This is a genomic window from Streptomyces sp. NPDC001401, from assembly GCF_042895385.1.
Classification (GTDB): Bacteria; Actinomycetota; Actinomycetes; order Streptomycetales; family Streptomycetaceae; genus Streptomyces.
Genome location: NZ_JBIAWI010000005.1, coordinates 323,899 through 350,597 on the forward strand (window position 1 = coordinate 323,899; position 26,699 = coordinate 350,597).

General features: G+C 70.6%; 21 protein-coding genes and 1 pseudogene. 10 read left to right on the forward strand and 12 right to left on the reverse strand.

Annotated features, from left to right (window positions below; translation table 11 throughout):
* Window positions 1-27 precede the first annotated feature (27 nt).
* The 4 genes from ACFY10_RS19900 to ACFY10_RS19915 form a co-directional block, all read right to left on the reverse strand.
* Window positions 28-1,056, reverse strand: coding sequence for a hypothetical protein (locus tag ACFY10_RS19900; RefSeq protein ID WP_390666455.1), 1,029 nt, complete (start codon window positions 1,054-1,056; stop codon window positions 28-30).
* Window positions 1,057-1,221: 165 nt separating this feature from the next.
* A complete protein-coding gene (locus ACFY10_RS19905) occupies window positions 1,222-2,238 on the reverse strand; it encodes an amino acid--tRNA ligase-related protein (protein WP_390666456.1) in 1,017 nt (338 codons plus the stop codon).
* Between the two features lie 66 nt (window positions 2,239-2,304).
* Window positions 2,305-3,357: a branched-chain amino acid aminotransferase gene (locus ACFY10_RS19910; protein ID WP_390666457.1), complete on the reverse strand. Its 1,053-nt coding sequence runs from the start codon at window positions 3,355-3,357 to the stop codon at window positions 2,305-2,307.
* Complete coding sequence (locus ACFY10_RS19915) at window positions 3,354-4,622, reverse strand: acetyl-CoA carboxylase biotin carboxylase subunit family protein (protein ID WP_390666458.1); 1,269 nt, start codon at window positions 4,620-4,622, stop codon at window positions 3,354-3,356. The genes ACFY10_RS19910 and ACFY10_RS19915 overlap by 4 nt, the downstream gene beginning before the upstream one ends.
* Before the next feature lie 606 nt (window positions 4,623-5,228).
* On the opposite strand from ACFY10_RS19915, the gene ACFY10_RS19920 reads away from it, so the two are divergent.
* From ACFY10_RS19920 to ACFY10_RS19930, 3 genes are all read left to right on the forward strand, one after another.
* Complete coding sequence (locus ACFY10_RS19920) at window positions 5,229-6,284, forward strand: LD-carboxypeptidase (RefSeq protein ID WP_390666459.1); 1,056 nt, start codon at window positions 5,229-5,231, stop codon at window positions 6,282-6,284.
* Complete coding sequence (locus ACFY10_RS19925) at window positions 6,278-7,315, forward strand: hypothetical protein (protein WP_390666460.1); 1,038 nt, start codon at window positions 6,278-6,280, stop codon at window positions 7,313-7,315. The genes ACFY10_RS19920 and ACFY10_RS19925 overlap by 7 nt, the downstream gene beginning before the upstream one ends.
* 180 nt (window positions 7,316-7,495) lie before the next feature.
* Window positions 7,496-10,504, forward strand: coding sequence for a glycine--tRNA ligase (locus tag ACFY10_RS19930; RefSeq protein ID WP_390666461.1), 3,009 nt, complete (start codon window positions 7,496-7,498; stop codon window positions 10,502-10,504).
* 144 nt (window positions 10,505-10,648) lie between these two features.
* Here ACFY10_RS19930 and ACFY10_RS19935 read toward each other — a convergent pair whose 3' ends face one another.
* Both ACFY10_RS19935 and ACFY10_RS19940 read right to left on the reverse strand, forming a co-directional pair.
* Window positions 10,649-10,975 carry a DUF6087 family protein gene (locus ACFY10_RS19935; RefSeq protein WP_390666462.1) on the reverse strand — a complete coding sequence of 109 codons (327 nt, stop codon included), beginning with the start codon at window positions 10,973-10,975 and terminating at the stop codon, window positions 10,649-10,651.
* A gap of 941 nt (window positions 10,976-11,916) precedes the next feature.
* Window positions 11,917-12,241: pseudogene (locus ACFY10_RS19940) on the reverse strand (IS1380 family transposase); the annotation flags it as partial.
* Between the two features lie 358 nt (window positions 12,242-12,599).
* On the opposite strand from ACFY10_RS19940, the gene ACFY10_RS19945 reads away from it, so the two are divergent.
* Complete coding sequence (locus ACFY10_RS19945) at window positions 12,600-12,908, forward strand: hypothetical protein (protein WP_390666463.1); 309 nt, start codon at window positions 12,600-12,602, stop codon at window positions 12,906-12,908.
* A gap of 156 nt (window positions 12,909-13,064) precedes the next feature.
* Here ACFY10_RS19945 and ACFY10_RS19950 read toward each other — a convergent pair whose 3' ends face one another.
* Both ACFY10_RS19950 and ACFY10_RS19955 read right to left on the reverse strand, forming a co-directional pair.
* Entirely contained in the window at window positions 13,065-13,754 is a 690-nt protein-coding gene (locus ACFY10_RS19950) for an NAD(P)-dependent oxidoreductase (protein WP_390666464.1), read from the reverse strand.
* Window positions 13,751-14,770: an EamA family transporter gene (locus ACFY10_RS19955; protein WP_390666465.1), complete on the reverse strand. Its 1,020-nt coding sequence runs from the start codon at window positions 14,768-14,770 to the stop codon at window positions 13,751-13,753. The genes ACFY10_RS19950 and ACFY10_RS19955 overlap by 4 nt, the downstream gene beginning before the upstream one ends.
* A gap of 80 nt (window positions 14,771-14,850) precedes the next feature.
* Here ACFY10_RS19955 and ACFY10_RS19960 point away from each other — a divergent pair, with 80 nt between their 5' ends.
* Both ACFY10_RS19960 and ACFY10_RS19965 read left to right on the forward strand, forming a co-directional pair.
* The gene (locus ACFY10_RS19960; RefSeq protein ID WP_390666740.1) at window positions 14,851-15,750 is read left to right on the forward strand and encodes a LysR family transcriptional regulator; all 900 of its coding nucleotides are present in this window, start codon (window positions 14,851-14,853) and stop codon (window positions 15,748-15,750) included.
* 230 nt (window positions 15,751-15,980) lie between these two features.
* Window positions 15,981-19,019, forward strand: coding sequence for a SpoIIE family protein phosphatase (locus tag ACFY10_RS19965; protein WP_390666466.1), 3,039 nt, complete (start codon window positions 15,981-15,983; stop codon window positions 19,017-19,019).
* A 33-nt stretch (window positions 19,020-19,052) separates the two neighbouring features.
* Here the strand turns inward: ACFY10_RS19965 and ACFY10_RS19970 are convergent, their stop codons facing one another.
* Both ACFY10_RS19970 and ACFY10_RS19975 read right to left on the reverse strand, forming a co-directional pair.
* Window positions 19,053-19,346: a putative quinol monooxygenase gene (locus tag ACFY10_RS19970; RefSeq protein ID WP_390666467.1), complete on the reverse strand. Its 294-nt coding sequence runs from the start codon at window positions 19,344-19,346 to the stop codon at window positions 19,053-19,055.
* Window positions 19,343-20,335, reverse strand: a complete 993-nt coding sequence (locus ACFY10_RS19975; protein WP_390666468.1) for a carbohydrate kinase — start codon at window positions 20,333-20,335, stop codon at window positions 19,343-19,345. Before ACFY10_RS19975 ends, ACFY10_RS19970 begins: the two co-directional genes overlap by 4 nt.
* A gap of 218 nt (window positions 20,336-20,553) precedes the next feature.
* Here ACFY10_RS19975 and ACFY10_RS19980 point away from each other — a divergent pair, with 218 nt between their 5' ends.
* From ACFY10_RS19980 to ACFY10_RS19995, 4 genes are all read left to right on the forward strand, one after another.
* Complete coding sequence (locus tag ACFY10_RS19980) at window positions 20,554-21,570, forward strand: sugar ABC transporter substrate-binding protein (protein ID WP_390666469.1); 1,017 nt, start codon at window positions 20,554-20,556, stop codon at window positions 21,568-21,570.
* Between the two features lie 121 nt (window positions 21,571-21,691).
* Window positions 21,692-22,690, forward strand: a complete 999-nt coding sequence (locus ACFY10_RS19985; RefSeq protein ID WP_390666470.1) for an ABC transporter permease — start codon at window positions 21,692-21,694, stop codon at window positions 22,688-22,690.
* Window positions 22,687-23,523 carry an ATP-binding cassette domain-containing protein gene (locus ACFY10_RS19990; protein ID WP_390666471.1) on the forward strand — a complete coding sequence of 279 codons (837 nt, stop codon included), beginning with the start codon at window positions 22,687-22,689 and terminating at the stop codon, window positions 23,521-23,523. The genes ACFY10_RS19985 and ACFY10_RS19990 overlap by 4 nt, the downstream gene beginning before the upstream one ends.
* 76 nt (window positions 23,524-23,599) lie before the next feature.
* On the forward strand, window positions 23,600-24,631 hold the full coding sequence (locus ACFY10_RS19995) for a LacI family DNA-binding transcriptional regulator (RefSeq protein ID WP_390666472.1): 1,032 nt from the start codon (window positions 23,600-23,602) through the stop codon (window positions 24,629-24,631).
* A 25-nt stretch (window positions 24,632-24,656) separates the two neighbouring features.
* Here the strand turns inward: ACFY10_RS19995 and ACFY10_RS20000 are convergent, their stop codons facing one another.
* On the reverse strand, window positions 24,657-25,346 hold the full coding sequence (locus tag ACFY10_RS20000) for a response regulator (RefSeq protein ID WP_390666473.1): 690 nt from the start codon (window positions 25,344-25,346) through the stop codon (window positions 24,657-24,659).
* Entirely contained in the window at window positions 25,343-26,671 is a 1,329-nt protein-coding gene (locus ACFY10_RS20005) for a sensor histidine kinase (protein WP_390666474.1), read from the reverse strand. Before ACFY10_RS20005 ends, ACFY10_RS20000 begins: the two co-directional genes overlap by 4 nt.
* Between the last annotated feature and the right edge of the window lie 28 nt (window positions 26,672-26,699).

A 26,699-nucleotide genomic window follows, 5' to 3' on the forward strand; every position in this document is an offset into this window, starting at 1 on the left:
GGTCGGCACTCGAGGGCGTGCGGCCGGTCATGACGTCCCGAACAGGTAGGGCAGGGCGTTGCCGGCGAGCAGGGCGTGCGGATCGGTGCCGCTGAGGTCGAGTGAGCCGAGGATCCGGCGCATGGCCGGCACGGTGTCGGCGCCGAAGACGCGCCCGTCGTCCGTGTGCTGGAGGTGCAACGGCGTGTCGAAGGAGACCATCAGCCGCGGTCCGCATTCGGCGATGAGCCGGGCGAGCCGGGCGTCGGAGCCGAGGGGACCGGGGTCTCCGACGGTCTGCTCGCACACCGCCTCCCACGGCCCGAGGTCGGCGTACACCCCGGGCGTGTTCAGGACGAGGGGCAGCGCGGGGCTGTCGAAGGCGAGGTGGGCCAGGCTGATCCGGGCACCTTCCGCGACCGCGGCGGGGACGGCGGCCTCGGCGATCTCGGCGAGGCCGCCGAGCCGGCCCTCGGGGGCGCAGTGCATGACGGTCGGCACGTCGAGATCCGCGGCGAGGGCGAGATAGCCGCGCTCCACATAGGCGGACACGGGGCTTTCGGCCGCCGACGGGTGCCACTTGAGAGCGAACACCTCCCCGAGGCGATCGGCATAGTCGGATGCGAAGTCCGCTGCGTCACGGAACGGATCGGCCATCAGGGCGGGCATGGGAAGTCCGGCCGAGGGGGGATTGTCGGCACGGAACCGTGCGCAGGCGTCGAGCAGTTCCCGATTGCGGGCACGGATGATCCGGCCGCAGTTCGCCGGGTCGACCGGGGCGCCCGCAGGCTTGAACCTGCGGTAGTAGGGCATCGGCAGGATCAACGCGCCCACGGCGCCGGGCGGTTCGGGAAGGAGTCCCCTGCCGAGCACACCGAGCAGTGCCATCAGGTCGGGCACGGACTGACGGTAGGTGTGCTGGGCGTCGTTGCGGTGGTAGACGAGTTCGACACCGGCGTGCTCGTGTGCGCTGATCAGCGCGGGACGGACGGCCAGGTACGCGTGGGTCGTCTCGCGCAGCGAGCGGTGTGGTGCGGACGTCCTGGCGACGGTGGTCCCGTCGGTGAACCGGGGCATCTCTCTTCTCCTGCGGGGCTTGCGGGACGACCGTGCGCGAGACGGGCCCGCGGGGCGCTGCTCACCGAAGGGCATGGTTCGGGCCCGGAGGCCGGACCCCGGTCCACGACCGGGGTCCGGGGTCCGCCGAGTGCGACCGGGGGTCCGGTGAGCGGGCCGTGCGGGTTACGGCGTGACGCTGACACCGTTCAGGCGCGGCGCGAGCTGGAGCTCACGGATGTCCTTGTGGTTCAGCACCCACATCAGCCAGCGCTCGATGCCCAGGCCGAAGCCGGAGGTGTGCTGCGGATACTCGTCCTTCATCCGCACGTACCAGGCGTAGGCCTCCTCGGGGACCTCGTGGTGGGCCAGGGCCTTGCGGGCCTGTGCGCCGTCGACGTGGCGCTCGCCGCAGCCGACGGTCTCGCCGATGCCGAAGAGCAGGTCGCCGTTGAGAGCCGTGCGGCCCTCCTCGTCGCCGTACGCCTGGTAGAAGGGCACCGACAGGTGGTCGTAGTGGGTGACCCAGAGGATCGGGCTGATCTCCTCCATGAGCCGGCGCTCGCCGTGCCGGCTGATGGTGCGCCAGCCCTCGTGGTACTCGACCGCGTCCGGGTCGTCGCCGAGGTGGGCGACGGCCTCCTCGAAGGTCATGCGGGGGAAGGACTCCAGCGCGGCCATGCGCTCCAGGTGCTCGGTGGTGCCCGCGATGGCCCGTACGTCGTCGGCGTGGCGGTCCAGGACGGCCTGGGCCAGTCGGCGCATGTACGCGTTGACGGTCTCGATGCACGCGTCGAGGCCGCCCGGAAGCTCGGCCTCGCTGTGGAAGAACTGGTTGAGGTGCGACTCGTCGCAGTCCTCACCGCGGAAGCTCGGCATCAGGTACCAGCTGCCCTGCGGGCTGAGGCGGCAGCCGTACTCCAGCATGAACTGCATCGAGTCGGCGAGGAACGTGCGCTGGCCGAACAGGTCGATCTCGACCGGGAGCGAGTCGCTGCCCAGGCCCATCGGGCTGGAGATGCTGTTCGTGGTGATCGGCAGGTGGACGGACTTGACGCCCCGCTCGCTCCAGAAGAGGGCGGTCTCGAGCGTCACGAGGTCCTGGAGGTCCACCAGTGTGCGGAACAGCGGCTGGTCGATGATCTCGAGGAAGCGGTCCTCGGAAGGACGCCATCCGCCGTGCGTGTACGTGGGCGTGGCCACAGTGATTCCCCCTAGGGATGGTGATGGAAGGTGTGCGATGCAGCACGGACGGCCCTACGGCCGGGGTCAGACGGTGTGGATCCAGTTCCGGGCGTCGGGGCGCTCTCCGTACTGGATGGCGGCCAGCTCCTCGCGGAGCCGGGTGCTGAGCTCTCCCGGACGGCCGTCGCCCAGGACATACCGGCCGTCGGCCGTGGTCACGCTGCCGATGGGCACCACGGAGGCCGCGGTGCCGCAGGCGAAGGCCTCGACGAAACGGACGTCGCCCGTCGTCAACTCGGCGATGTCGACGTGCCGTTGCTCGGTCCGGACGCCCAGGTCGGCGGCGATCTGGATCAGGGTGTTCCTGGTGTTGCCGGCCAGGATCGTTCCCGACAGGGGCGGGGTCACCAGGAGCGGCGCACCCGACGGCTCTCGGGTGACGCCGAAGAAGTTCATGGCGCCGAGTTCCTCCACGAAGCGGTGCTCGCGGGCGTCGAGCCACAGGACCTCATGGCAACCCTGGGCGACGGCGAGGGACTTGGCGGCCAGGCCGCCGGCGTAGTTGCCGGCGCACTTGGCCGCGCCGGTGCCCCCGGGAGCCGCACGGATCTGGTCGGACGGGCACCAGACGTCGATGGCCTCGAAGCCGTCCGCGAAGAAGTGGTCGACCGGTGAGCCGATCACGGCGAACAGGTACTCCTGTGCCGGTCGGACGCCCAGGCTCGGCTCCACCGCGATCATGAAGGGCCTGAGGTAGAGGCTCTGCCCGGGGCCCGTCGGCACTTCGGAGGCGTCGGCGCGCACCAGCCGCGCACACGCGTCGACGAACGTCTCGACGGGCAGGGCGGGCATGGCGAGGCGCTCGGCGCTGTGGTTGAAGCGCTCGGCGTTGGCGTGCGGCCGGAACAGCGCGAGCGAACCGTCTGCGCGAGGGAACGCCTTCAATCCCTCGAAGATGGCCTGTCCGTAATGCAGGGCCATGGCCGCGGGGGACAGCTCCAGCGGCCGGTGCGGGACCACTTCGAGCGCCGACCAGCCGTCGCCGGGGGTCCACCGCGACAGCACCATGCTGGCGGTGAAGCGAGCCCCGAAACCCAGTCCGGTGGGCGCCTCGGAAGTGTTGACGACCGTGCTCACGAAGCCGGGGCCGTCGCGTACGAGGGAAGCAGCGCGGCCTCCAGCTCGGCGGCCCGCTGCCGGAACTGTTCCTCGCTCTCGGCGCTGATGACGAGCATCAGACACCACACCGACGGGTGCAGTTCCTCGATGTCGAAGCCGACCGCGCGGGAGCGGATGATGTCCAGGACGTAGGGGAAGGCCGCGATCTGCTCGTCGGAGGGTTCCTGGGTGATGACACCGGCGGAGGCCGGGGCCAGGTTGATCCAGCCGACGTACGGATACTCGGGAGCCTTCAGCTCCAGCGGCTGCCGGTCCGACTTCACGACGGCGTCGATCCACAGCTCGCGCAGGTCGGCGCCGTAGGGCTTGAAGCTCTCGGGGATGGCGCCGCCGGCGAACCGGGTGGCCATCTCGGAGAACCACAGGCGGCCGTCGGCGCGCCGGAAGATCTCCAGGTGGGTGATGTCGTCCGTGATGTCGAACGCGGCGTTGATGCGGGCGTGCAGTTCCTCGACCTCGGCGTAGAGCTCGCTCTCGCGGTCGCGGGGCAGGAGAATCGAGCCGTTCTCGCGGCCCGGGGTGTCCACCAGCATGCGCGGCTTCAGATAGCGGCTGACGCCCAGGACCTGCGCGATGCCGTTCTCCCAGACGGCGTCGACGTGGTACTCGTCGCCGTCGATCGGCTCCTCGGCGATCAGGAAGTGCGTGACACCGGTGTCCTCGGTGCCGCTCGCAGCGGTGCGCAGGACAGCGGTGAGCTCCTCGGCGCTGTGCACCGCGGAGGTGGCCACCGAGCCCAGGCCGGCGGCGGGCTTGACGACGACGGGGAAGCCGAGCCGCTCTTCGACGCGACGTACGGATCCCTCGATGTCGGTGGTGGCGAGCGACTCGTAGCGGGCGCAGGCGATGCCGGCGCCCGCCGCACGCTCCTTCATGGCCCGCTTGTCGCGCATGAGCACGGACTTCTCGATCGAGGGCTGTCCGAGACCGAGCAGGCCGGCCATGTAGGCGGCGCTGAACTGGCTGAACTCCGACAGGCTGAGGACCCGGTCGATCTTCACGCCGGTGGCGCGGAGTTCGACGGCGAGCTGTGCGACCTCGTTGAGTGCGTCATAGCTGGTGATCACGTAGTGGCGGTCCGCCCGGGCCAGCAGCTCGGGGTCGATCGTCCGGTGGGTCGCTTCCCACGCGTCGAAGACCAGCGTCAGACGGGCACCGCGGTCCAGCAGTGCCTCCAAGGTGAACGCGTTCCACGAGTACACCAAGAGATGTGTTTCGCTCATACCTCGCTGTCCTGTCTTTCCGGCCTCTTTCGGCCCAATGCCTCGAATCGTTGCCCCTCGCGCGGCGAGTACGCGGCGCGGGAAAGAAGTCAGTCCCAGTTGAGGCTCAACGAAGAAATATGGTCCGCAGCCACGCGCGACGCGTCCGCCTCATGAGCGTTCACTGCCGCGGAAGCCAATGCCAGAACTGCCACGATGACCGAAAGGGCAGCGGTGGCGCGCATAAGGAACTTCATTGTGGATCCCCCTGGGTGTTTCTTCATTCGTCACCGAGAGCGGAAACGGCTGGCCGAATCCCCCCTCGCCAGAAAGTTACGTGCAGATTGCCGGGGCACCAAGGGTTCGAGCTGGCAGCTTGCTGTCTGGCATGCTCCGGCCCGACAACGTGGCTGCTAAACACGGGGCATGTGACCTGACTCACCAACATCGGACGTTGCTCGTACGACGTTCGGATATCTAAGGTCGTGGACGATTTCGGCGAAGCACGGCTTCGTCACGAACCCCCTCCGGGACCCGCCGAAATAGGCAATAGACGGTCCCGTGCGAAGAAACGGGGCTTCAGGACACGTAATTTATTTGACTCTTGACGAGGAGCCACACCCGCTCATGACATCTGCCGAATCGCGGCAATCCTCAACAGCCGCTCCGGTATTGCCACCCGCTCTGGCGCCCGGTGATGTGGTCGCCATTGTCGCCCCTGCCTCGGACGCGGCCGGCCGCTACCCCGAGCGTCTGGAGCGCGGGCTTCAGGCGTTGCGGGACGCCGGCCTGCGGCCCCGGCTCGCCACGAACGCCCGCGCGACCGGCCGGTGGACCGCGGGGACGGTCGACGAGCGGGTCGCGGACCTGCACGAGGCGTTCAAGGACGACGAGGTCCGCGCGGTGCTGTGCGCCATCGGCGGCAGCCTCAGCGCGCGACTGCTCCCGGAACTCGACTACGGGCTCATCGCCGCGCACCCCAAGGTCTTCTGCGGCTACTCGGACATCACCACGCTCCACACGGCGATCCGCGCCGAGACCGGTCTGGTCACCTTCTACGGCCCCTCGGTCATGGCGGAATGGGCCGAGTACCCGGCCCCCCTGCGGGAGACGGCGGAGCACTTCCTGAAGGTGACCGGCTCACCGCAGCCCGCCGGACCGGTGCCGAGGCCGGAGCGCATCGTCACGGAGGGCGCGGACTGGGGCGCCCCCGGCCAGGCCCGGCGCGCCGAGCCCGTACCGACGCCCGAGGTCCTGCGCCCCGGACGGGTCGAGGGAACCCTTGCCGGTGGCTGTCTGCCGGTGCTGCGGCGCCTGATCGGCACGCCGTGGCAGCCCGATTTCACCGACTGCGTGGTGCTGTTGGAGACGCCTCAGCTGCCGTACTCCATGGTGAACGCGGCCGAGGACCTCCTGTCGATGAACCTCGCCGGCATGTTCGAGGGGGCGCGTGGGATCGTGTTCGGCTGGCCCTTCCGCGAGGACCAGATCGAGGACCTGGGCCATGCGATCACCGATTCGCTGTACGGGCACGACTTCCCCGTCGTCATCGGCTTCCCGTGCGGACACACCAGCCCCATGACGACCCTGCCCCTGGGCGTGCGGGCCACACTGGACGGCGCGACGCTCTCCCTCGACGGCGCGGCCGTCGCGCCCCGCTCCTCGGACGGTGCCGGATGGTGAGCCGCCCGACCCTGCCGGGGCCGATCGTCCCGCGGGCCGAGGACGACCGCTCGGCCGTCGAGACGGTTTCCGACGCCGCGATCTCCGTACTGGAGGCATTCCGCGGCGCGTGCGTCGCCGCCGGCTACGAGGAACACCGGCGGCGGCCGGTGGTGTCCCGGCACGATCCGTCCGTGCGCTACACCAACTCCACGATCAGCGTGCTGAAGCCGCTGCTCGACGGTGGGGTGCGCGAGCGTGCCTTCCTGGTTCAGCCGGCGCTGCGCCTGCGCAACCTCGAGCACATCAGGCGGACCGGCGAAATGTCCCCCTTCGGCTGCTCCTTCATGTCCTTCGGTGCGCTCGGGCCCGCCGGGGACGCGCCGGGGCTCACCGCGCTCGCCCGGGAACTGCTCGTCGACAGGCTCGGTTTCCCGGCACACGACGTACGGCTCAACGTACTGGCCGACGACCACGACCTGCGGGAGTGCGGCATCGCGGCCGCCCTCGACGTGGCCCCCTCCGACAGCCCCGGAGCGTTCCGGCACGTCTTCGGCATGCCGGGCGTCACCGGACGCAATGCCAATCTGGCCCTGCGGGGCGCCCGCGGGTGGGCCGATGTCGCCAACATCATCGTGATCGAGGAGGCCGGTCGTGCGATCGGCGTGGAACTCGCCTTCGGCGTGAACATGGTCCTGATGCAGGCCAGAGGCATCGCCCACCCCGTGCTGGCCGGCCCGGCCGCGGCCGCCGTGCCGCACGGCGTGACCGATCTGATGGCCCTGGACGCGTTGTCCTCGGCCACGGTTCTCGCCATGGAATCCGTACGCCCCATCGCCCGGGGGCGCGGCCAGAACTACCGGGCCCTGCTGAAACTGCTCGGCGAACGGACCGCCGGCCCCGCCGAGGTGTGGAACCCGGCCGCACTCGCGGTCGCGGCGGCCGAGGAGCGGCTGCGGCGGCATGCCAGTCCGCCGGCCGACGACATCGCTGAGCTGCCCTCGGAGCAGATCGCGCCGAAGCTGCAGGCAGACTGGGAAAGGGTCCGCTGAGGGGCCGGATTCCGGCTGTTCAGGGCGCCGGAGCCGGCCAAAGAACTGCGTCTCGGCGGTATTTGGGCCTGTGACATCATGAGCATCCCTGAGGGCCTTGGTCCAGGCGGCGGCGCCCGGACGGCGCCCACGCACAAACACCTTGCCGAACCAACTCGGGAAACAGGCGATTCGATCACCATGAAGAACGGCCAGACGGCGCTGACCATGCAGGATGCCATCCTCACCCTGCAGAAGTACTGGAGCAGCAACGGGTGCATGATCACGCAGCCGTTGAACACGGAGGTGGGGGCCGGTACGGCCAACCCGTCCACGGCACTGCGGGTGATCGGTCCCGAGCCGTGGAGCGTCGCCTACGTGGAGCCGAGCGTACGGCCGGACGACTCCCGCTACGGCGAGAACCCGAACCGGCTCCAGACCCACACGCAGTTCCAGGTGATCCTCAAGCCCGACCCGGGCAACCCGCAGGAGCTGTACCTGGGCAGCCTGGAGGCCCTCGGCGTCGACCTGGGCGCGCACGACGTGCGGTTCGTGGAGGACAACTGGGCCTCCCCCGCGCTCGGCGCCTGGGGGCTGGGCTGGGAGGTCTGGCTGGACGGCATGGAGATCACCCAGTTCACCTACTTCCAGCAGGTCGGCGGGGTCACGCTGTCTCCCGTGTCGGTCGAGATCACCTACGGCCTCGAGCGCATCCTGATGAACCTCCAGGGCGTGTCCCACTTCAAGGACATCGTCTACGCGCCGGGCATCACCTACGGCGAGGTGTTCGGCCAGAACGAGTACGAGATGAGCCGCTACTACCTCGACGACGCCGACGTCGAGACCAACCAGCGGCTCTTCGAGTCGTACGCGGCCGAGGCGCGCCGCATGCTGGACCTGGAGCTGCCCGTACCGGCGTACCAGTACGTGCTCAAGTGCAGCCACACCTTCAACGTGCTCGACGCGCGGGGCGCGATCAGCACCACGGAGCGCGCCAAGGCGTTCTCCCTGATGCGCGGTCTCACGCACGAGTCGGCCAAGCTGTGGGCGCAGCGCCGCGCCGCCCTGGAGCACCCGCTCGGGGTGACGCCGACGCCGGCCCCGGTCACGCGGAACCCGCTGCCCACGGTGTCCGGCACCGAGACGCTGCTGTTCGAGATCGGCGTGGAGGAACTGCCCTACGCCGACGTTCCCGCCACCACCGAGGCAGTGCGCGAGTCGATCACGGCCAAGCTGGCTGCCTCCCGGCTGGGACACGGCGCGATCACCGTACGGGCCACACCGCGCCGCGTCGTGGTCACGGTCGAGGGCGTGGAGCCGCGGGAGCCGGACACCGCCAAGACCGTGCGCGGCCCCAAGGTCGCCGCCGCCTACCGTGACGGCGAGCCCACCCCCGCCCTGCTGGGCTTCGCCCGCAGCCAGGGCGTCGACCCGGCGGCCCTGCACAGCGTCGAGGTCAACGGGGTCGACTACGTCGCGGTCACCCGCGACGAGCCGGGCCGCGCGGCGGCCGAGGTGCTCAGCGAACTGCTGGCCGAGGTCGTGTCCGGGCTGCGCTCCACCCGCAACATGCGGTGGAACGACCCGACCCTGTCGTTCTCCCGCCCCGTCCGCTGGCTGCTCGCCCTGCTCGGCCGCACCCCTCTGCCCGTCGCCGTCTCCGCGCTCGCCTCCGGCACCACCACACGGGTTCACCGCACCGCCGCCGAGCCGGTCGTCCAGGTGACCACCGCCGACGCCTACGCCAACTTCCTCCAGATGCACGGCATCCTGCTGGACCGGCAGGCCCGGCACGACGCGGTGGTCCGCGGCGCCCTGGATTCCGCGACCGAGGCCGGCGGACGTATCGACGTCGCCGGCGAGGCCGCACTGATCGACGAGATCACCGACATCGTGGAGTACCCGCACCCCGTCCGAGGGTCCTTCGACGAGCGCTACCTCGAGCTGCCCGCGAGTGTCCTGACCACCGTGATGCGCAAGCACCAGCGCTATCTGCCGGTGCTGGACGGCGACGGCCGCCTCATGCCGCACTTCGTCACCTTCGCCAACGGCGCCTGCGACGACGACGTGGTGCGGGCGGGCAACGAGGCGGTGCTGCGGGCCCGTTACGAGGACGCCGCCTTCTTCTGGCGCGCCGATCTGAAGGTGGCCCCCGAGGAGTTCCGCAGCCGACTGGACAAGCTGACCTTCGAGGACCGGCTCGGCACGGTCGCCGACCGCGCCGACCGCATCGCCGCCCTCGCCCTCGGCCTGGCCGAACGCGCCGGGCTCGCGGAGGACGCGGTCGCCACGGTGCGCCGCGCCGGTGAGCTGGCGAAGTTCGACCTGGCATCGCAGATGGTGGTCGAGTTCTCCGGGTTGGCGGGCGTGATGGCGGAGGAGTACGCGCGCCGTGCCGGCGAGTCCGCCGAGGTCGCGCGTGCCCTGGCCGAGATGGAGCTGCCGCGCTCCGCCGGCGGCGCCCTGCCCACCGGCGAAGCGGGCGCCATGCTGTCGCTCGCCGACCGGTTCGACCTGGTGACGGGCATGTTCGTGATCGGCGCCGTGCCGACCGGAAGCTCCGATCCGTACGGTGTGCGCAGGGCCGCCATCGGCCTGCTCAACGTCCTGCGGAGCATGCCCGCGCTGGCCGGCGTCCGGGTGGGCGACGGGCTGCGCGCGGCGGCCGAACGCTATGCCGCCCAGGGCGTCGAGGTGCACGCCGAGCGGCTCGCCGAGGCCGCGGAACTGATCACTCGTCGCTACGAGCAACAGCTCACGGACGCGGGACACGAGCACCGCCTCGTGCAGGCCGTACTGGTGTGGGCGGATCGTCCCGCGCACGGCGACCGCACTCTGGCCACTCTGGAGCGCCACGTCGGGAGCGAGGCGTTCGACGCGCTCGCTGCCGCGTTCCAGCGGGTGGTGCGCATCCTCCCCGGAGACGGCCCGGAAGGCGGCGCCGGCACGGCGGACCGGTCCCTGCTGACCGCGCCCGCCGAGCTGCGCCTCGCCGAGAGCGCCGAGGCCGTCCGCCAGGCCCTGCACGGCCGCGAGGACGATCTCGCCGCGTTGATCGAGGTCTCGGCCCCGCTGGTCGCCGCGATCAACGTCTTCTTCGACGAGGTCCTGGTGATGGACCCGGAGCCCGCGGTCCGCGAGGCCCGTCTGGCCCTGTTGGACGACGTGGCACGACTGGCGCGCACGACGCTGGACTGGCGCGCGCTGTAGTCGGGCCTCGACGGCCTCGACGGCCTTGACCGTCCACCCCGTGCCCCGTCCCGGCTCTGCGCCGGGGCGGGGCACGGCGCTGTCCTCGGGACCCGGTTGACAGAGAAACGGAGCCGGCAGCCTCCCCAGGCGCGGCGGCGCTGATCACCTCCGCGCCCGACCTCCACCATCCGGCCTGGGCGCCTGCGGTTTGCGGTGCTTGCCGGTGCCGGAGCCGAGCGGCTTCGGCACCGGCCCTGAGGGCGAGGGCTCGCCGGCCTCCGGATACAGGACGGCTTTGGCCTCCGCCAGGTTGGCGGCGAATCCGTACGGCTCCCACATGTGCCCGTTCCAGCGCTCGACGGCGCGTGGCGCCTCCGGGTTCAGATGCGCGGCCCTGGGCCCGCCGCCAGACACGACAGGCACGGCGCGAAGTCGCCCGATCTTCGCGTCACGGCGTTCCGCCCAGTCCTTCAGCGGTTCGTCGTCCATCGTGGTGTTCCTCGCACGTTTCCTCTGGTCGCGCATAGACGACGGTAACGGCTTCTTAAGGGACATTTTAGGGCGTGACACCCCGCCCTCGATCAGTTGGTATCTTCTCCCCCCGGCTAATGTGACGCCCTAAACCATGGGTAACATGGTTGATCCGTTTGCGAGTTGTTGGGTTCTGCAGACCACCAGACCCAACGGGACGCATCTAGTCGTGATGTCCGCAGGTAAGAGCTTGCGGCAAAGGGGGAAGGTAATCAGTGATACAACGAGTCCTTGCGGCAGGAGCCGCCGCCGCAGTAGCATCCGTGCTTTTCAGCGCTCCTCCGGCGAGCGCGGCGGATACGGTCTGCGCCTACACGACGGACCCGGCCGTGGGCGGGCGGGCCTGCTGGTACCCCAACGGAGACAAGCTCGAGGGCTGCGACTTTGCAGATGACAGCCTTCGGCCAAGTCTGACATTGACGTACGCAGGCGGCTCCTATTCGTTCGATGTTTACGGGGGAATAGGGAAGTGCAGGGAAGGGGTCGACAACCTCCCTGAAGGAACCAAGGTCACGGTGAAGGTGTGCCTGCAGAAGGGCGATGCCGGCAGAGAGGTGTACTGCAAGTCGAAGAGTGGCGTCGCGTAGGACTTCTCCCGACCAGTAGGTCGAAGCCGACCTGGATTCTAGTTGTCGTATCTCATGACGGTGGTTCCACGGGTCCAATTCCGGCTGATGGGTGGTCCGCCTCCGAGTGCGCAGTGGGGCCGCCGCCCTATTCACCTGGTGGCTCGCGCGCAAGCGGCATTGACCGCTCTGGCAACTAGCTTCGGCATTTCGTGACGGCTCGTCAGTTCAACTGGCGGGCCGTTTCGGCTTGTCGGGCTGGTGATGGACAAGCTGCGGGCCCGGCTGTCGCGTCGGGTGGGCGCCGGGTTCCACGGCTCCGGCGGGCTACGGCCGCAGGCGGAGCCGGCGGGGCTCCCACAGCCGGGGCTTGCCGGTCAGGGCGAGCATCGGCATCCAGGCCGGCAGGTCGAGGGCGATCTGGGCGCGGGCGGCGCGGATGCGGTCCTCGGCGCCGGCGGTGGCGCAGTTCGAGTGCGGCGGTACGCACGTTCTTGGTGTCGGTGGCGAAGCAGGTCAATCACAGCCCGTCGGCATCGGTGAAGCGCAACTGGGCGCCTGGATGCGGGCGTTCCTTGCGCACGATCAGCCGCATCCCCGCCGGCCGACCCATGAGGCAGTCGCCGTCGAGTTCGGCCACCCAGGCTCCGCGCCTTGGGCCCGGAGTTGCTTGCGGCGCCTGACGTCGCCGAGCTACGCCCTCGTGACGCGAACTCACCGACCCCACCCAGGAGTTTCCTCGGCACCCCTGTTTCAGGTCCGAATGGCCCAAGGTGCCTCGCGCTCGCGGCGCGGCCACACGGGTGGTCCTGCGGGGTGCGGTTATGCGCGTGTTCGGGCTCGTGAGGCCTTGGCCGGACAGGGAATTCGAGCCGGCCGCCGAGTCGGCGCCCGGGCTCGTTGATCGGACCATCCGGCGTGCCGACGAGCGGATATGGGGCATTTGCGAATTAACCTCTCGTCACCTTATGACGTGGCGGATCGCCCATGCGTCCGCTTCAACGCTCGGAGAAGACATGCGCAAGACTCGCAAGACGGCAGTCATGGCAGCCGTCCTCCTCGGCACCGTCGGCTTCCTCGGCGCCGGCACCGCCTACGCCCACGACCACGGGCACGGACACGGACACAAGCACCACGGCCGAGAGGTCAAGACGCTCGTCGTCAACCAGAGCACCACATGCAGCACGACCGACGAGAACACCGACGTCCAGGGCCAGACCGCCTCCGTGACCAACTGGCCCCACGGCGAGGTCTCATCCAGCCCGCAGACCACCAACGTCGGCTCACACCTGGGGTGTGACAACACCCTCGTCTTCGGCAAGTAGCTCACGCGGGTCCCGGCGCCGAGCCACACGCCCGGCGCCGGGCCCGGCCAAGCGCGACGGCGCTCTGTTCGGCCTCGGACTCCTCGTCCGGGGCCGTTTGCGTGGGTGGAGGCCGGACGGTTGCGCCCGTCGGCGTGAGCCTGTCCCTTGACCGGCTCAGGCCGACGGGCGTTCGTCGTGGTGGACGACCGTGACGAGACGGTCGGGGCCAGGGGTCTCGAGTTCGTCGAGCACGGCGACGGACAGGTCCTCGGCGCTGATCCAGGATCGGCCGTCGGCGCTGATGAGCAGGGTGTCGGTGCCCCGCCGATAGCGGCCGGTTCGTACGCCGGGTTCGAGCAGGGCCGGCGGGCTCAAGTACACGTAATCGGCATCGGTATGGGACTGGCAGGTTCGGAGTTGGGCGATTCCGGCGGCCGCGACGGCCTTGATGTCGGCGGGCACGTACGTCGGATCGTCGGCCACCAGCAGGCCGCGGTCGCCGGGGCTGCGCAAGGCGCCGGCGCCGCCGACCACCAGGACGCGGATCCCCAGCCGCGCGGCGATGTCCAGCACCGTACGGGTGGTGCCGACCAGGAAGTCCTCGTCGACCGGCGTGGTCCGCACGGTCAGGACGACGGCGTCCGCGGCGCCGTGGGAGGCGGAGCCTGCGAGCGCCTCGCGTACGGCGTGCGGGTCGTTCGCGTCGACCGCGAGCGGCGTCACGTTCGGGTTCCCCGGACTTCGATCCGTGGGTTTCCGAGACAGGGCGGTCACCTGGTGTCCGCGCGCACTGGCCTCGTTGATCACCCGGCTGCCGACCATCCCGGTGGCGCCCAGTACGGCGATCGTCATGCCCGTCTTCATCGGATCCGTCCTTCTCGTACGCAGTGCACGGGGCCGCTGCGCAATTCGGTTTTCTCGGACTGGGCTTCTGCCGACCCACCCCGCCCCACACGGCCCCACACCTTCGGCGCATTGAGCTGCGCCGTGAGCAACGCGGCCAGGGCGAGCGCGAAGCCGAAGGTCTGCGGCAGGCTCAGTGACTCCCCCAGCGCTGCGCCGATCACGGCCGCGACCAGCGGAGACAGCAGCACCAGCGGTGCGGACGCCCCGACCGGCAGCTTTCCGATGCCGCGGAACCACAGCGTGGAAGCCACCAACCCACCCACACTGCCCAGCCACAGGTATCCGCCGACGGCTCCGGCATCGATGTGCGGCGGCGCTCCCTCGATCGCGAGGGTGAGGGGGAGCAACAGCAGGCCGCCCGCGGTCAGTTGCCAACCGGTGAGGGTCAGGGGGCCGACTCCCGTGGGGAGGCCCCAGCGCTTGGTGAGGACGATCCCCGTGGCCATGGTGGCCGTACCGCCGAGGCCGGCGAGGATGCCGACGGTGTCCAGCCGGGCCTGTGGCCCCAGTACGACGAGTCCGACGCCGGCCACGCCGAGCACGCCCCAGGTCAGCCGCCAGGCCGTCGGCCGGACGTGGAGCAGTGCGACGGCCAGTCCGGCGACCATCAGTGGCTGGGTGGCGCCGAGGGTGGCGGCGACACCGCCGGGGAGTCGTTGGGCCGCGACGAACAGGAGGGGGTACAGGGCGCCGATGTTGAGTGCGCCGAGGACGGTGGCCTTCCACCACCAGTCCCCGCGCGGGAGCACCCGGGTGATCGCCAGCGCGAGCAGCCCGCCGGGCAGGGCGCGCAGCATCCCGGCGAACAGCGGATGCCCCGGCGGGAGCAGCTGCGTGGTGACGACGTACGTGGTGCCCCAGGCGGCGGGGGCGAGTGCGGTCAGTGCGGCCGTCGTCAACTGCTGTGTGTACGGGGCGGGTTGGGCGTACGGGATCCGCGGCGGGTCAGGTGCCCGCTCGGTCGAGGGTTGCATGTGATGAAGTCTCAGGACCGACCTCGTCATGAGTCCAACACATGGTTTTCATCGCAGCAATGAACAAGGACGATGGATGCGTGGATCTCCAGCAGATGCGTTACGTCGTCGCCGTCGCCGAAACCCGTAACTTCACCCGCGCCGCGGAGCGTTGCTTCGTGGTGCAGTCGTCGCTGAGTCATCGGATCGCCGGTCTGGAACGGGAGCTCGGGGTCAAGCTGTTCGCCCGGTCCAGCCGCCGCGTCGAACTGACCCCTGCGGGAGCGGCGTTCGTCGCCGGTGCGCGCGAGTGTCTGGCCGCCGCCGACCGTGCGGCTGCCGACGCCGCCGCCGCGACCGGTGTGGTACGCGGCCGGCTCGCCGTCGGCGTGATCGTGACGACGGCTGCCGTCGACGTACCCGAGCTGCTGCAGCGGTACCGCGCCCGGCATCCGGACGTCCGCGTCGCCCTGCGGTCCGGACGCAGTGATGAGCTGGCGGCGGCCGTCCGGGACGGTGAGCTGGACATTGCCTTTCTCGGTGTGCCGGAGGGCGAACCGCCGTCCGGGGTGGAGAGCGTTGTTCTCGATCGCGACGAGCATGTGCTGGTGGTGTCGGCCGGGCACCGGCTGGCGGGTGCTTCCCGGGTCACGCTGCGGGAGATCGCCGAGGAGACGTTCGTGGACTTCGTGAGCGGGACGCCTGCCCGGGCCCAGTCGGATCAGGCGTTCGCCGCCGTGGGGCTGGCCCGCGACGTCGCGTACGAAGCCGGTGTCGTGGAGCTGATCACCCGGCTGATCGCGCGCGGGCTCGGCATCGCGCTGCTGCCGTCGGCGTTCATCCGGCCGCGGGCTGCCGGCGACCCGGAACTGGCGCTGGTCCCGGTGGCCGGCGGACCGCGGCGGATCGAGTATCTGGTGTGGAGCCGCTTCAACCCCAGCCCGGCCACCCGGGCGATGCTCGACGTCCTCGGGGTGACAGCGCCGTCAGCGGTGTCCTGACCGGTAACGGCCTCGCCGACGGGGCCTTCACATGTCGGATGTGTCGCGAGGCGGCTACGGCCGGTTACGTCGTCGATCGGGTGCGAGAACCTCCCCAAGGAAGATGAAATGGCCTAAATTGCTCGGACCGGGATGAATTCGATGGATGCAGACGGATGCAGATCGCTGCGGGTCCCGATCACGTGCGGCCCAGCGGGTAACCGAGCGGTGAGCGGAGGCGACAGTCGGCCGTGGTGAATGCCAGAGGCGGCGATGGGGACAACAACGGTTCGTCCCTGCCCCGCGCCCCCGATCCGCTGCACCAGCCGCAGGGACTGCGGACCATACGGGCCGTGCGGCCCTCGGAGCGGCAGCGCATGCGGATGCGGCTGCTCGGCTCCGTGGACGAGGACCGGCGCGATGTCGAGGTGCTGCTGACCGCACTCCAGCAGGCGGTGGCCGAGGTGCACGGTCTGGGTGGCATGGTGCATCTTCCGGGCGGCGGAATGAGCGGCATCCTCTACCTGGTCGCCGACAGCGGCCTGCCGGAGTCGATGACCCGGCCCTGGCTGATCATCCCGGCCCGGGGCACGGCGCCGCCCAGCAGGGCCGCCCGCAGCGACACCGTCACCTGGCGGCCCGACCTGGCCCCGCCCGACCCGGTGCCCGGCCGGGACCCCGCCGCCCTCTGGCCTTCCCGGCTCCCCGCCGGCATCGGTCACCTGGCCGTTCCCGTTCCCGGCGGTGGCGGGCGACGCGGTGCGCTGTCCGTGCTCTTCGCGCCGGGCGCCGAGCCCGGCGCGGCGGAGCACGCGTTTCTGAACGAGGTGGCGGCCTGGATGTCCGGGAGGCTCAGGTCGTCCGGGATCCTCAATCCGTCCCCCACCCTGCTGCACGCCCTGGCGAGCGGACCAGAACCCCGGGAGGCGCCACCACGGGACGGGGACGGGCTGCCCTCCCGCACGTACACCTGGGACCTGCGCACGGGCGAGCTGACCTCCGACGGGCCCGTCGAGGAGGTGCTGGGCGGGGTCGATCCGGAGGTGATGTACGGCGGCATCGAGGCGTGGGCGGCGCTGATCCACCCGGACGACCTGCCGGCGGTGGTGGCCGGCTTCGACCGGGGCATCCAGCAGCGCGGCGGCTTCCAGAGCGAGTACCGGATCCGGCGCCAGGACGGCACGTACCTCTGGATCGAGGCCTGTGCCCGGACGATCACGGACGAGGACGGGGAGCCGGTGAAGGTGATCGGCACCGTCCGGGACAGCAGCGAAACGCACACGGCCGCCGAGTCGGTGGGGCGGGCGCTGCGGCACATGAGCGACGGCTTCGTCTCCCTGGACACGGACTGGCGCATCGGTTTTCTCAATGAGGCCGCCGAGCGGCTCTTCGGCTCCGCGGGGGATGTGGCCGGGGCCCTGCTCTGGGACGTTCCCGAGGTGCGTGCCGTGCCGGGGCTGGAGCAGCGGTGCCGGGCCACGGCGGCCGAGGGGAGGCCGGCCGGATTCGACGTGCCGTGGCCGGACGGGACGTCCTGGTACCACCTGCGGCTGGTCCCGGTGCCGGAAGGCCTCACGCTCTACATCACCGACACCACCGAGCGGCATCTGCGGGAGGTCGAGCGGGCCGACGCGGAGCGAGCCGCCGCGGAGCGGGCGGCCCTGGTGCAGCGGATCACGCGGGAGCTGGCCGAGGCCGTCACGGCCCAGGATGTGATCGCGGCAGTGGCCGACGGCGTGCTGACTCCCCTCGGCGCCACCGGGCTCGTCATGCTCGGCGTGGTCGGCGACCGGCTGACCGTGGTCGGCTCCCGGGGACATTCGCAGCGCTTCGCCCGGCTGCTGGACGGGCGGTGGACAGTGCGGGACACCACGAACCCGGTGGGGGACGCCCTGCGCACCCGCACCCCCCTTCACATCGCCTCCCCGGAGGAGTTCCTGAGGCGTTATCCGGGGGCCGAGCCCCTGGTCCGGGAAGGCGGCGAGCAGGCGTGGGCCGTTCTGCCGCTGGCGGTGTCGGGGCGCGGGATCGGCGCGGCGGTGATCTGCTTCGGCCGGCCGCGGGTGCTGGACGACGACGAACGCACGCTGCTGACCGCGCTCAGCGGACTGATCGCGCAGGCCCTGGAGCGGGCCGGGCTCTACGACGAGGCGACGACCCGGGCTCGTACCCTCCAGCGCAGCCTGTTGCCGCAGGCACTGCCCGAGCTGCCCGAGGTGACGGTGGCGGCGCGCTACCAGCCGGCCAAACAGGGAGCCGACGTCGGCGGCGACTGGTACGACGTGATCCCGCTCTCCGCGGCCCGGGTGGCGCTCGTGATCGGCGACGTCATGGGTCACGGCATGGCCGAGGCCGCCACCATGGGCGGACTCCGCACGGCCGTCCGCACCCTCTCGGAGCTGGAGCTGCCGCCCGACGAAATCCTCGGCCATCTCAACGACATCGTCGGCGAGTTGGGCACCGACGCGTTCGTCACCTGCCTGTACGGCATCTACGACCCGGTGACCCGGCAGCTGTCGTACGCGAGCGCAGGTCAGCCGCCTCCGGCGGTGGCCCGTCCCGACGGAACCGTCACCTTCCTGCCCATGACCCCGGACCCGCCACTCGGCGCGGCCACTCCGCCCTTCGAAACCCTGGAGACCCTGCTGCCCGCCGACAGCCTGCTCGCCCTGTACAGCGACGGCCTGGTCGAGAGCAAGGACAGGGATGTCACAACCGGCATGAACCGTCTCGCCGAGCTCCTCCTGCAGTCGGTGCACGCCATGCCGGCCGCACCGGCGGACGCGTCCGACCTGGACGCCCTCTGTGCCACCATCACCTCCGCTCTGCTCCCCGCCCACGGCGCGCTGACCGACGACGCCGCCCTGCTGCTGGCCCGCATCCACCCGCTGGCCGCGGAGAACGTCGCGGAGTGGCCGTTGCCGGAGGACCCGGTGGCGGCGGGCAAGGCCCGCGACCTGGTCCGCGCCCAGCTCACCGACTGGGGTCTGGCCGACGAGGACCTGATCATGACGACCGAGCTTCTGGTCAGCGAGCTGGTCGGAAACGTCATCCGGCACGCCTACGGCCCCATCCGGCTGCGCATGCTCCGCAGCCGCGCACTGATCTGCGAGGTCTCCGACGCCAGCCTGACCACGCCGCACATCCGCCACACCTCCGCCACCGACGAGGACGGCCGCGGTCTGCAGCTGATCTCCGCCCTCTGCCGGCGCTGGGGCACCCGGCACACCCGTACCGGCAAGTCCATCTGGACCGAACAGGCCCTCCCCGCGGCCTCGGTCGATTCCTGACCTCGATTCGTGACCTCGCTGCGGCAGGTCAGGTCAGATCAGCGGATCGAGGAAGGTCAGTACGGAGGCGTCCTCTTCGATCAGCGGGGCGAGGGCGGTGTTGAAGGGGCCGCCGTACGGCTGCTTGAGGTGCATCCGGAAGGCGTCCTCGTCCCGGTACACCTCGAAGATCCAGAAGGCGCGCGCGTTCGACGCCTTGGTGTAGACGTCGAAGGCGAGGTTGCCTTCTTCCTCGCGGACCTGGTCGGCGTAGTCCCGCAGCAGGCGGGCGACTTCGTCCTGCGCTCCTTCGCGGGCGGTGAACTCGGCGAACAGGGTCTTGGTCACAGTGATGCCTCCGTGTGTTGTTGTGGGCGTGGCCGGCCGGCGGGCCCGATCGGCGTCAGCTCGTGCTGCCAGGGCGGATTGGGGCCGGCTACCGAGCAGGTCAGGGCCGCGACCCGGGTGGCGAACACGCAGGCCTCGGCGACCGCGGCACAGTCCAGGTCCGTGAGCCTGCCGCCGAGAAGTCCACGCGCACCGAGGTGGTGCAGCAGCCCGGCCGTGAAGGAGTCGCCGGCCCCGACCGTGTCGACCACCCGCGTCGCGACGGCGGGCACCTGGAGCCGTTCGCCGTCGAGGGAGGCCAGGGCCCCGTCGGCGCCGCGCGTGATCACCACGAGCCGCGCGCCGGCGGCGTGCCAGATGTCGCAGGCCTGCTCGGGAGGTGTGTCCGGCAGGAGGAGTTCCAGGTCGTCCTCGCTCAGCCGCAGCACGTCGGCGAGGGCGCACCAGTGCGCCAGCCGGGCACGGTAGACGTCGGGGTGAACCAGCAGCGGCCGGACGTTGGGGTCGATGCTGATGGTCGCGTGCGGGGCGGCCGCCGCCAGGAAGTCCTCCACCACTGCCGCGCCGGGCTGCTGGATCAGGGCCAGGGAGCCGGTGTGCACGCAGGCGGTTTCGGACAGGTCCACCCGCGCCAGCTCCTCGGCCGTCCACTGCCAGTCGGCCGTGTTCTGCGCATGGAAGGAGAACGCGGCCTGCCCCTGGGCGTCCAGTTCCGCCACGGCCAGGGTGCTGGGCTCGGCGGCCGCGACGGCGTACGACAGGTCCACGCCGGACGCCTCGAGACGGGTCCGGAACAGGCGCCCGAACACATCGCCGGACAGGCGGGCCAGGAAGCGGGCCGGGGTGCCAAGCCGGGCCAGGGAGACCGCCGTATTCGCAGGTCCGCCGCCGGGCAGCACGCGCAGGGCGAGTTCGTTCGGGGCGGGTTCCGGTTCGGTGAAGGCGTCCGCGACGCACTCTCCCAGGACGGTGATCCGACGCGGGCTCATGGGCTGCCCTTCTTTCCGAAGGTTTTCCGATGGCTTCCCTAAGGCGGGAGGACGTTGCCGATTTGTGACGAGTACAAGGCATTGACGTTGCCGCGAACGGGAGTCCATCATCCTCGCCAGGCGGTGTCAACGATGACATAAGTCAACGATGACACCGCGGGCAGCACTCTCCGATCCGACCCCGCCGCTCGCCATCCCGCATCCCGCAGGAGTCGTTCATGTCTCGCACCACTCGTCTGTCCCCCTCCCTCCTCAGGGCCGCCGCGGTCACGGGCGTCGCGGCCCTCGCCCTCACGGCCTGCGGATCCGGCTCCGGATCGAGCTCCACCAGCGCCGGCTCGGGCAAGGTCAAGGTCGGTCTGATCACCAAGACCGACACCAACCCGTTCTTCGTGAAGATGAAGGAGGGCGCCGAGAAGGCCGCCAAGGCGGACGGCGCCCAACTGATGACCGCCGCGGGCAAGTTCGACGGGGACAACGCCGGGCAGGTCACCGCCATCGAGAACATGGTCGCCGCCGGGGTGAAGGGCATCCTGATCACCCCGAGCGACTCCAAGGCGATCGTGCCCGCGGTCCAGAAGGCCCGCGCCAAGGGTGTCCTGGTCATCGCCCTGGACACCCCGACCGAGCCGCAGAGCGCCGTCGACGCCCTCTTCGCCACCAACAACTTCAACGCCGGCCAGCTGATCGGCCAGTACGCCAAGGCCGCCATGAAGGGCAAGGCGGCGAAGATAGCCACCCTCGACCTGGCGCCGGGCGTCTCCGTCGGCGTGCTGCGTCACAACGGCTTCCTGAAGGGCTTCGGCGCCACCGACAAGGACGTCGTCTGCGCCCAGGACACCGGCGGCGACCAGGCCAAGGGCCAGACCGCCATGGAGAACTGTCTGCAGAAGTCGCCCGGCATCAACCTCGTCTACACGATCAACGAACCCGCGGCCCTGGGCGCGTACACCGCGCTGAAGGCGAAGGGCCGGGAGAAGGACGTCCTGATCGTCTCCGTCGACGGCGGCTGCACCGGCACCCAGGCGGTCAAGGACGGCAAGATCGCCGCGACCTCGCAGCAGTACCCGCTGAAGATGGCCGCCGAGGGCGTCAAGGCCGTGGTGACGTACGCGAAGAACGGCAAGAAGGCGTCCGGTTACACCGACACCGGCGTCAACCTGATCACCGACAAGGCGCAGACCGGCGTCACGTCCAAGGACACCGGGTTCGGCCTGCAGAACTGCTGGGGCTGAGCCGCCCCGAGGACGACGACCGTACGACACCGTCTCTCCCCCTCAGCGGGGCGGCCGGCCCCCGATCCCTCCCCGACCCGGAGGGCCCGGCCGCCCCCTTGTCTCCCGACAAGGACTTCGCATGACTGCCACGACCACATCGCCGTACGCCGACATCAAGGCGCCGACGACGGCCCGCAGACTGCTCACGGCACCGACCACCGGCCCGCTGGTCGCGCTCCTGCTGGCCTGCGCCTTCTTCTCGATCTCGACCGACCAGTTCCTCACCGGCGGGAACTTCTCGCTGATCGTGCAGCAGGTCATGGTCGTCGGCACCCTCGCCATCGGCCAGACCCTGATCATCCTCACCGCGGGCATCGATCTGTCGTGCGGTGCCGTGATGGCGTTCGGCAGCATCGTGATCGCCAAGATGGCTGCCAACGGCACCCTGCCGCCGCTCGTCGCCATCGCCCTGGGCATCGCCGTATGCGCCGGATTCGGCCTGCTCAACGGGCTGTTGGTGCAGAAGATCCCGCTGCCGCCGTTCATCGTCACGCTCGGCATGCTCAACGTGGCGTTCGCGCTGACCCACATCTACTCGAACGAGCAGACGATCACCAGCCTGCCCGGCCCGCTGACGGCTCTCGGGCAGACCTTCCCGCTCGGCCACACCGACATCACCTACGGCTCGCTGGTCACCATCGCCCTGTTCCTCCTGCTCGCCTACTCGCTGAGCAACACCAGCTGGGGCCGGCACGTCTACGCCCTGGGCAACAGCCAGGAAGCGGCACGTCTGAACGGCATCCGCACCTCCCGACTGACCATCGGCATCTATACGGTTGCGGGTCTGCTCTACGGCATCGCCGCCCTGCTGCTCATCTCGCGCACCGGAGTCGGCGACCCGCAGGCGGGCCAGACCGACAACCTCGACAGCATCACCGCGGTGGTGCTCGGCGGCACCAGCCTCTTCGGCGGACGCGGTTCGGTCCTGGGCACCTTCATCGGCGTCCTCATCGTCGGTGTGTTCCGCAACGGCCTGCAGCTGATGGGCGTCGCCTCCATCTACCAGACCCTGATCACCGGTGTGCTGGTGATCCTTGCGGTGACCGTCGACCAGATCTCCCGGAAGAAGGCCCGATGACCGCCACCTCCTCCCCCACGCCCGTGCTGCAGGCCCGCGGTCTGGTCAAGCGCTACGGTCATGTCACCGCCATCGACGGCGCCGACTTCGACCTGCTGCCCGGCGAGGTGCTCGCCGTCATCGGCGACAACGGCGCCGGCAAGACCAGTCTGATCAAGGCGCTCACCGGCGCGCTGGTCCCCGACGCGGGCGAGATACGCCTGAACGGCGAGCCGATCACCTTCTCCGGTCCGCAGAGCGCACGCGCCCACGGCATCGAGACCGTCTACCAGGACCTCGCCGTGGCCGCCTCCATGGACATCGCCTCCAACGTGTTCCTCGGGCGCGAGCTGCGCCGTCCCGGTGTCCTCGGCAGTGTCTTCCGCATGCTCGACAAGAAGCGCATGCGCGAGGAGGCCTCCGAGCACATGGCCGACCTGAAGATCGGCCTGCGCTCACTCACGCAGTCGGTCGAGACCCTCTCCGGCGGACAGCGGCAGGCCGTCGCGGTCGCCCGTTCCGTCGCCTGGGCAAGCAGCGTCGTCGTCATGGACGAACCGACCGCCGCCCTCGGTGTCAAGGAGTCCGGTCAGGTCCTGGACCTGATCCGGCGCGTCCGGGACAAGGGCATGCCGGTGGTCCTGATCAGCCACAACATGCCGCATGTCTTCGAGATCGCCGACCGGATCCACGTCCACCGGCTGGGCAGGCGTGCTGCTGTGATCAAGCCGTCCGACTACTCCATGGCGGAGGTCGTCGCCATCATGACCGGCGCGCTCACCGTCGATGAGGCCGGAGGTACCGTCGTAGCGGACTCCGAGGCCGCCAAGGCGGCCGGAGTTCAGGCCAACTGACCACACGACCCAGCTCCTGCATGTTCCGGCCGAGGCCGCGGCCGGAACCCGGGAGCCCACAGGAGACGTTTCCTCCATGGCAGCGAGCCGCCGCCCCACCCTGGCCGACGTCGCCCGGGAAGTTGGTGTCAGTGCAAAGACGGTCTCCCGTGTCCTCAACGAGGACGGGCCCGCCTCGGCCCGGACCAGGGAACAGGTCCTCGCCGCCGTCGCCAGACTCGGCTTCCAGCCGAACCTGATGGCCCGCAACATCCGCGTCGGCGGCCCGGACACCACCATCGGTCTGGTCATCCCCGACCTCGCCAACCCCTTCTTCGGAGCCGTGGCCCGTGCCATCGAGGACACCGTCCGCGAACGCGGACTGACGCTCCTCATGGGCTCCTCCGCGGACGACCCCGACCGCGAACGCGCCCTGACGGACAAGTTCCTGGCCCGGCGCGTCAGCATCCTGCTGATCGTGCCGTCCGTCGGCGCCGACCACTCCCACCTCAAGAGCCACCGCGCGGCGGGGCTGCCCGTGGTCTTCCTCGACCGTCCGGGAGTCGGCCTGTCCACGGACAGCATCGTCAGCTCCAACCGTGCGGGCGCCCATGACGGCGTCGCCCACCTGATCGCCCACGGCCACCGGCGCATCGGCTTCATCGGCGACCTGCCCGTGAAGCTGTACACCCGCCGCGAACGCCTGGCCGGTTACCGCACGGCCCTGCAGGAGGCCGGCCTCCCCTACGACCGCTCACTGGTGACCAACGCCCACGACCAGCAGCGAGCCGCGACCGCGACCTCCGGACTGCTCGGCCTGGCCGATCCCCCCACAGCCTTGTTCGCCGGCAACAACATGGTCGCGCTGGGCATAGTCGCCGAACTCGCCCGCAGCAGGCGGAAGGACATCGCCTTCATCGCCTTCGATGACGTCCCGCTCGCCGAGGCCCTCGAACCGGCCCTGACCGTGGTCGCCCAGGACCCCGAGGAAATCGGCCGGGCAGCGGCGACCACCGCCCTGGCCCGCCTCGACGGCGACCGCTCCCGGGCCCGCACCATCACCGTCCCGACCCGGCTGATCGTTCGCGGCTCGGCCGAGCGCCCTGCGCCTGCGCTGCAGGAGGCGTGACCCCGACGGGAGTTGGTCTCCCTGTCTACGGCTCCGTCACCGGGGCGCCCGCTCCCGGAGTGATCAGTCCCGTCTCGTAGGCCACGACGACGGCCTGGGCGCGGTCGCGCAGGCGGAGTTTGGCCAGGATCCGGGACACGTGGGTCTTCACGGTGGTTTCGCTCAGGTGGAAGCGTGCGGCGAGTTCGGCGTTGCTCAGGCCGCTGCCGAGGGCACGGAGTACTTCCAGTTCGCGTGGGGTGAGGACGGACAGGTCCCGGTGCAGGGCGGCGGTCTGGGTGTCGCGGGAGACGAAGCGTTCGACGAGACGTCGGGTGATGGCCGGAGCGAGCAGCGCGTCACCGGAGCGGGCCAGCCGGACGGCGGCGACCAGGTGTTCGGGGGTGACGTCCTTGAGGAGGAAGCCGCTCGCGCCCGCGGTGAGCGCGGCGTAGACGTAGCGGTCGAGGTCGAAGGTGGTCAGGATGAGGACACGCGGCGGATCGGGCACGAGTCCCGAGAGGATGCGGCGCGTCGCTTCCAGGCCGTCGGTGCCGGGCATCCGGATGTCCATGAGGACCAGGTCGGGGCGGGTGCGGTGGACCGCGTCGATCGCCTCGTCCCCGTCGCGGGCCTCGGCGACGACGTCGATGCCGTCCGCCGCCAGGATCAGGCCGAAGCCGGTGCGGACCAGGGCCTGATCGTCGGCGATCACCACGCGCGGCGGCTCGGTCACAGAAGCTCCTCGACCGGTATGACGGCGTGGACCCGGAAGCCGCCGGTGGGGTGTTCGCCCGCCTCGAGGGTGCCTCCGTAGACGGCGAGGCGTTCGCGCAGGCCGATCAGTCCGCGGCCGCCGCCGGGACCGGCCGGTGCCTCGGAGGTGCCGCCGGTGTCGGACACGTCGATGTGCACGGCGCCGCGGACGTGGTCGACGGCGATGCGCACCCGGGCGCCGGCGGCGTGTTTGACGGTGTTGGTCAGCGCCTCCTGCACCACGCGGTACGCGGCCAGGTCGGCGCCGGCGGGAAGGGGCACCGGGGTTCCGGTGACGGTCAGTTCGACGGGGACGCCGGTTTCGCGCAGCCGGTCGATGAGGGCGGGCACCTGGCCGAGGCCCGGTTGCGGCGCCAGGTCGGCCTCGGCGGCCGGGTCGGGGCCGTCGTCGGCCATGGTGAGCAGGCCCATGACGTGGCGCAGTTCGGCCATGGCGGTGCGCCCGCCGGCCTCCACGGCCAGCAGTGCCTCGCGGGCCCGGTCGGGCGCGGTGTCCATCACCTTGCGTGCCGCCCCTGCCTGGATCACCATCACGCTCACATTGTGGGTGACGACGTCGTGCAACTCACGTGCGATCCGGGAGCGTTCGCGGTCGACCGCCAGCCGCGTGGCGGCCTCGTGCTCTTCCTGCAGGACGCGCAGGCGCTGCTTCCAGGTGTGGATCGCGTTGGCTCCGAGCCCCACGCCGAGCAGTGCGAGGAACGGCACCAGGCCGGGGGCGAAGGACGGGAAGTTCTCGTCGTGGAACACGGCGAGCAGGCCGGCGCCGGCCACCAGACTCGTGAGCGCGCGGGCGCGGTAGGGGCTGTACACGGCGGCGCTGTAGGCGGCGACCGCGCAGGAGAGGAAGGTGTACACGGTCGTGCCACCGCCGCCCAGGTGGTGGTTGAACAGCAGGCTCGCAGCGATCACGGCCCAGAAGGCGGCCAGCGGATACCGGCGGCGCACCACCAGCGGCAACGCGGTCAGCACGCCCAGCACCAACTGCCAGGCCTGGACGGACTCGAGGTGCTGCACCACACCCGGGGGCGGGAGCGGAGCGACGGGCGGGGTGTCCGGCGTCGGCACGGGCGGCGTCGTGGGCACCACGACCGGCGGAACCGGAACCGCGCCGTTGCCCAGTCTGAGGGCGGCGCCCAGCGTGCAGCCGGCAAGGACGAAGGCGAGGATCGCGTCGGCGGCCCACATCCACCGGGTCGGACGGGGCAGCGGGCTCCGGTGCCGCAGCGCCGCGACAGCCGTCCGCCACCGCTCCACGATCTCCGCCCGAACAGCCCCACCCATGCGATCAGTGTGGCAAGCCCCGGACCCG

What these genes read in the sequence shown, in the direction of transcription:
- ACFY10_RS19980 (WP_390666469.1), top strand. Translation starts at nt 20,554, where the DNA reads ATGTCTCGCACCACTCGTCTGTCCCCCTCCCTCCTCAGGGCCGCCGCG.
- ACFY10_RS19975 (WP_390666468.1), bottom strand. Translation starts at nt 20,335, where the DNA reads ATGAGCCCGCGTCGGATCACCGTCCTGGGAGAGTGCGTCGCGGACGCC.
- ACFY10_RS19935 (WP_390666462.1), bottom strand. Translation starts at nt 10,975, where the DNA reads ATGGACGACGAACCGCTGAAGGACTGGGCGGAACGCCGTGACGCGAAG.
- ACFY10_RS19900 (WP_390666455.1), bottom strand. Translation starts at nt 1,056, where the DNA reads ATGCCCCGGTTCACCGACGGGACCACCGTCGCCAGGACGTCCGCACCA.
- ACFY10_RS19950 (WP_390666464.1), bottom strand. Translation starts at nt 13,754, where the DNA reads ATGAAGACGGGCATGACGATCGCCGTACTGGGCGCCACCGGGATGGTC.
- ACFY10_RS19945 (WP_390666463.1), top strand. Translation starts at nt 12,600, where the DNA reads ATGCGCAAGACTCGCAAGACGGCAGTCATGGCAGCCGTCCTCCTCGGC.
- ACFY10_RS19925 (WP_390666460.1), top strand. Translation starts at nt 6,278, where the DNA reads ATGGTGAGCCGCCCGACCCTGCCGGGGCCGATCGTCCCGCGGGCCGAG.
- ACFY10_RS20005 (WP_390666474.1), bottom strand. Translation starts at nt 26,671, where the DNA reads ATGGGTGGGGCTGTTCGGGCGGAGATCGTGGAGCGGTGGCGGACGGCT.
- ACFY10_RS19990 (WP_390666471.1), top strand. Translation starts at nt 22,687, where the DNA reads ATGACCGCCACCTCCTCCCCCACGCCCGTGCTGCAGGCCCGCGGTCTG.
- ACFY10_RS19920 (WP_390666459.1), top strand. Translation starts at nt 5,229, where the DNA reads ATGACATCTGCCGAATCGCGGCAATCCTCAACAGCCGCTCCGGTATTG.
- ACFY10_RS19955 (WP_390666465.1), bottom strand. Translation starts at nt 14,770, where the DNA reads ATGCAACCCTCGACCGAGCGGGCACCTGACCCGCCGCGGATCCCGTAC.
- ACFY10_RS19915 (WP_390666458.1), bottom strand. Translation starts at nt 4,622, where the DNA reads ATGAGCGAAACACATCTCTTGGTGTACTCGTGGAACGCGTTCACCTTG.
- ACFY10_RS19930 (WP_390666461.1), top strand. Translation starts at nt 7,496, where the DNA reads ATGAAGAACGGCCAGACGGCGCTGACCATGCAGGATGCCATCCTCACC.
- ACFY10_RS19985 (WP_390666470.1), top strand. Translation starts at nt 21,692, where the DNA reads ATGACTGCCACGACCACATCGCCGTACGCCGACATCAAGGCGCCGACG.
- ACFY10_RS19995 (WP_390666472.1), top strand. Translation starts at nt 23,600, where the DNA reads ATGGCAGCGAGCCGCCGCCCCACCCTGGCCGACGTCGCCCGGGAAGTT.